General features: G+C 32.8%; 2 protein-coding genes. Both read right to left on the reverse strand.

Annotated elements, in window-relative coordinates; genetic code table 11:
* Nucleotides 1-83: 83 nt before the first annotated feature.
* Nucleotides 84-4,934: a DUF4132 domain-containing protein gene (locus tag N4A40_11900; protein MCT4662558.1), complete on the reverse strand. Its 4,851-nt coding sequence runs from the start codon at nt 4,932-4,934 to the stop codon at nt 84-86.
* The coding region (locus tag N4A40_11905; protein MCT4662559.1) for a hypothetical protein at nt 4,934-5,344 on the reverse strand (411 nt) is incomplete at its 5' end. The genes N4A40_11905 and N4A40_11900, both read right to left, overlap by 1 nt.

A 5,344-nucleotide genomic window follows, 5' to 3' on the forward strand; every position in this document is an offset into this window, starting at 1 on the left:
GCTCCGAAATTACAGAAAATTCATTTTCTTCACAATATAATAAAATGAAATTTTTGTCAATTTATCAGCACTATATTTTAAGCTTATCCTCTTAAATGTACCAACACCGCTGGATCTTTAATCTTATCATCCTTTGCTAACATCAATACTTTACTGATAATTTCAGCAGTCTTCGGATCTTCATCCACAAAAGGCAAGAATATATGTCCGCGCTGCTGAGAATGTACTGGAAATACAGGCAACATACCACTTCCTTCCATATGAATAATCCCAGAGCCAAGATGTATAGAATAATTACCATATGCCCCTTGAACCATTATATGATTCTTATCAATAGTGTAGTTCTTGACTTTAAACAAACCAAGATTATACTCTAGAATTCTTCTACGCATCTCAATAGTTGAATGATTCATCATAACATCCACTCCACCAACATAAGCTACACTTACAACCAGATCCAAATCACGCATAACCTCAGAAAAAATAACCTCAGATAATTCGTTCATATCTTTCGTCTTACCAGTCTTATTGTCCACAAATAAAACCTTCTCTAATGTCGGGCTCTCAATACTTGCTGGTGTGTACCAATCAGCATAACAATACAAATCAACACGTAAATCATGTGCATGGTTAATTTTTTCAAAGCCATCATAATTATTTACAATCCAATCTCTAGACTTAAGCACTCCATAGGTTTGCTTTGGTTCTATCTGATAACCTGCGAAACGATTTGTAAATCCATCATTTACTCTCTCTTCGTTCGTCATCAAATAAACCTCTCTAAACACCTGCTTAAACGGCTGTTGTATCTGATTCTCCATGATATAATTTTGCCAATCAGACCAAGTCCTATTTTCTAATAAGACCACAGGATGCGTAACGACAAGATAATCATTTCCCGACAAAATAACATCCCCTTCAAGAGTAACAATTCCATTCTCATTCAAATCACTTAAAAAACCACATACCTTTCCGTTACTCCAAAGTATTTTGTCTATCACATGCTTTATAATAGGATGCTTTTTAAATGCCATCACTTCATCCAAACCAAATCGAACTTCGTCTATCATAGCATTTTCAAATGACTTCTTTATCCTGCTATACTGTTCTTTAAGCTCTTTTTTTACTCGTTTCAACTCTTTAACATACTCATTTTTATTGTATTTAGCCGGAACGGATTTTAGCATCTTCCCATTTTTTTCTACTGCAATAACTGGATTTGAAGGATTACTTATATCAATACATATATTTATTTCATCAATTTCTTTAGGCTCAAAAAATCCACTTATTTCCGAAACCATCTCCGTTTCCATCATCCAAACAAATCTGTTTACATCTTCATATCCATATGTTCTAGCAAGATTTTGAATAGCAATATTAGCCTTACCAAGTTCACTAGCTTTTCTCTGTGCTCCAAACAACTTGCTCTCCTTTATAAATGCCTGCAGCCTTTTGTATCGCTTAATTGCATCTTTTGTTTTATCTTTTCCAAGAGGCAATAAACCATAAGCTAGTACCATATCTTGATTACGCTTATCGTTAATCCTCTCTAGTACTTCCTCTTCATCAAGTCTTCCTAGAACTGCATCTGCAAAATACTGCGCTCTTTTGTGATTTCCACCAGATGTAATATATTTCGAGCTATCGTAAATCATCAAAAAATTCTTTTCACCAAGCTCATCATAACTCTCCTTAAACCATTTTATATCCATTTGTCCACGATTTAGGTCATCAAAATCAAGATCAGTATATCGTCTTATCATTTTTTTATCCTCTTCATCAAAATGATCGTTCATATGAGCTTTAAAATAATAAGCAGCCTTTTTTATACCTTTGATCCCTATATAATCACTCACATAATCAATGAATTTCAAGTTGTACATACCTGATTCAAGAAGCTTTTTATCGCTAATCTTATATGTTTTAACTAGACTATTAAATAACTCGTTTGTATCACTTTCCAATGGTTCACAGCAATAAATGATGTGTGAAAATGTATTTTTCTTACCACCTCTAACCCATGAATACCCTCTAAGAAATGGCATCTTGCCCATTTTATAAATAGCTTTTAGAAACACTTCCACGCCATAAAAATGTTTTGCTGTATTTATAGAATCAGAATATATCGTATCTTTTTCAGTACGATCTAGCTCTACTTCAAGCATCGCACTGATACTATTGTTGTATATCTCAAGCTCCATTTCGCTAGCTTTCTCTGATCTAGCTCTATTGTTTACATAATTAATGATTCGCTTTGAATTTGTCATTTTATAATTATCTCCAAAATCCTCAAAGTCAAAAAATTCTTTATAAATATAATCTTTTTGAAGATATCCCATCTCAGCAAATCTAAACAAATACTTATAGTCAAACGACCAATACTTCTCTCTATTATATTTATCAAAATGCATCATCAATTGAAAAACTAATTCCCCTCGCTCTTCAAAATTCTTCTCACTTAAAGCATAGCTTTCCAAAATTTTAGAAAAAGCTGTAGCATTTCCCTTATTTTTATTGAACCACGACTTTGCATCTTGACTTACCATATAGGCATATGCATTTAAGAAAAAAAGAGAATAATCTACATCCACATACGCCCCGTTATCTTTCTTATAATATTCTAGCATGTTCAACGTACTTAGGCAGCCATCTAAATAATGCCCTCTTTTCTTAGAATCCAAATTACTTAAATATTTTTTCACAACTGGTAATTTAGGATAATATTTTTTAGCAAGTAGCATTTCAAAAATATCCAGTCCTCTACCATACATATCATTTTTCACCTTTACTTCATAACAAAGCACCTCTATATAAAACCTAAACAGCTCTAGTTCATCATTTTCAACAAATGAATCTAACTTCACTAGTTCCTCATAGAAAAAATAATCAGTATACTTTATATCATCGTTGCTTCCATATGGTCTATTCAAACGTAAACTATTTAAGTATCCAAATCCAAACTTTTCAACTTCCACGCTACCATTGTAGCTCTTCCGCTCTACATCTCTACCAATAACACTATCGTGTATTTTCACCACGCCTTCAATATACTTTTTAAGCCTTTTTTCATCAATTTTAACAAATTTTTTGGCCAAACTTTTATCATAAGTTATTGGTTTTAGTTCAGGCTCATAGTTTTCATCAAATATCACATTTGCTTCTTTTACCTGAATTTGTTCTCCTTTAAGCATCGAAACTTCATCAGCTAGTTCTTCACCAAAATCAATCTCATTTATCAACATTTCTACTTTTGAATACTCATCAAGAACATTAATTCGATCCTTATTATCAACTAATAAGCTAACTCCGCCACTTCTCTTCTGATAGTTTTTGTCACTAACTAATTTTATGCTACAATCAATAATTACCTTCGGGTCAGCTTTTTGAAAAAGCGTAGTAACATATTTTCTAGTATCGCTTCTTTTACTCTTCATAAATCCTGCTATCAATTCATACTCTTCTGGAGATAGCTCAATATTTTCATCATTGATCTTTTTGAAAGCAAAACTTCTATGACTCTCTTTGTTAGACCCAATTAACTTTATGATCTCATTTCGAACAAATGGATGACTGATATCATCTATTCTTGGAATATAATCAACCCTATTTATATGTCTATATGCGTGCTCATAGCAATCTTGTATTTCACTGCATAGGTCAATCATGTAACTTACAGTCTCACTAAGATAAGCAGCTTTCTTAATATCCTCCTCAAAAATCCCATATTTTCCAACGTTCTTCTTCATCGTATCAAGTCTTGCTGACAATTTTACAATAAACTCACCTTTTTGTTTATCATTATCAAACAATATTCGTTTGCCAATTCTGGTGAGCATAATTCCCAAAATCTTATCATCACGAGTACTATCTATCATATTTACAACATACTTATAAGGCATTTTCATATTGCAATTGCTTATAAATAACATCATCACAGCCTTTTTATAATCCATAGCATCATCAAAATTCTTGTCTATATACTCAAGTGCATTTTCAAAACTTTCAGTAGCAATAGAGTAAAGACCTATATACAGATCAAGTGCAGATTCTGACTCTAGATATTTATTCAATTCATCCCCTATTAGGCAATTGTAAATTCCCTCTTCAATAATTTTAGCCCTCTTGACATCAACCATCTCTTCTATGCCCATATACATTATAAACGCCATCCTTACTGATGAAAAACGTATTAGATTTTCTTCATGAATAAAACTCAAAAATCTCTTATAGACACCAACCTTTGCAAGATCAATTGCATTGACAACTGACTGTCTCAATCCTTCTGAACGCCCTGAACTCTTCAATATATCCATAACCATGTCGTGAGCTTTTTCACTGTCAGACAATAACATTCCTTGAATGATATTATTAGAAAAACGAATCAAACCTTCGTTGTCATAAATCATCTTCGATAATACGCCTAATACTTCACTGTCTTCATCAATTGTAGCCGCATAGTATGCATTATCAACAAAATCATACTCAACTTCATTTTCAAAATACTTCTTTCCACCTAGATAATCAACAACATTAAATTTAAGCCTCTGAAGATAAAGACATGAAAGTGCAAATCTACAAATATTCTTTATTTCAGAGTAACAACTACTTGACTTGTAACTTCTCACGTTTCCAAAATTATAAAACAAAACTCTATCCTCAATCATTTCCATAAATCTATCAAATATGACTTTGTGCTTATCATCCATCAAACCATAATAAAACTTAATCACATCATTGTCATACACTTCAGCCTTGTTTCTAGGAAGATTCGCCATAAGCTCATCATTTCGCTTCAAATCTTCCTCATCCGCATTGTAAAAATTAAACTTATTCATAACCCAAATATCATGTTTCAGCTGTCTAGACACTCTCGATGCCTCTTTAATCAATTTATCAAACTCCTCATTGCAATATTCCCAATAACTTCTATACATCAGAAATACCTCCCGCTTAGCATAGTCAATCTGATAAAACTGATCTCATCTCCTTCGACAAGTGTCAGCTCATCTTCTAAACTCTCTATCTGCTTATCATTAATGAACACTACAAATAACTCATCAGCAAAAGCTTCTAACGCAACCCTTATAGCTTCTGCCCTATCAATTTCTTCATGTTCTCTATACTTAAATCCAAATGACACCTTTCCACGATCAACCATATCATCAATATCACTTTGTGAAAGCACCCTAAACTCATCTGCCTCATACCTGCTAATTTCTCGATTAACAAAAAAACTAATTAGATTAGAAATGTTTTGCGAATCGCTCTTCTCTATTTCTACCTCAATCTTCTCAAATCCACGTGTCTTGCCTACTGGCTTTACAACAACAAAAACTTTCATTAC

It is taken from the genome of Tissierellales bacterium (assembly GCA_025210965.1).
Lineage (GTDB): Bacteria > Bacillota > Clostridia > Tissierellales > JAOAQY01 > JAOAQY01.

What these genes read in the sequence shown, in the direction of transcription:
- N4A40_11900 (MCT4662558.1), bottom strand. Translation starts at nt 4,934, where the DNA reads ATGTATAGAAGTTATTGGGAATATTGCAATGAGGAGTTTGATAAATTG.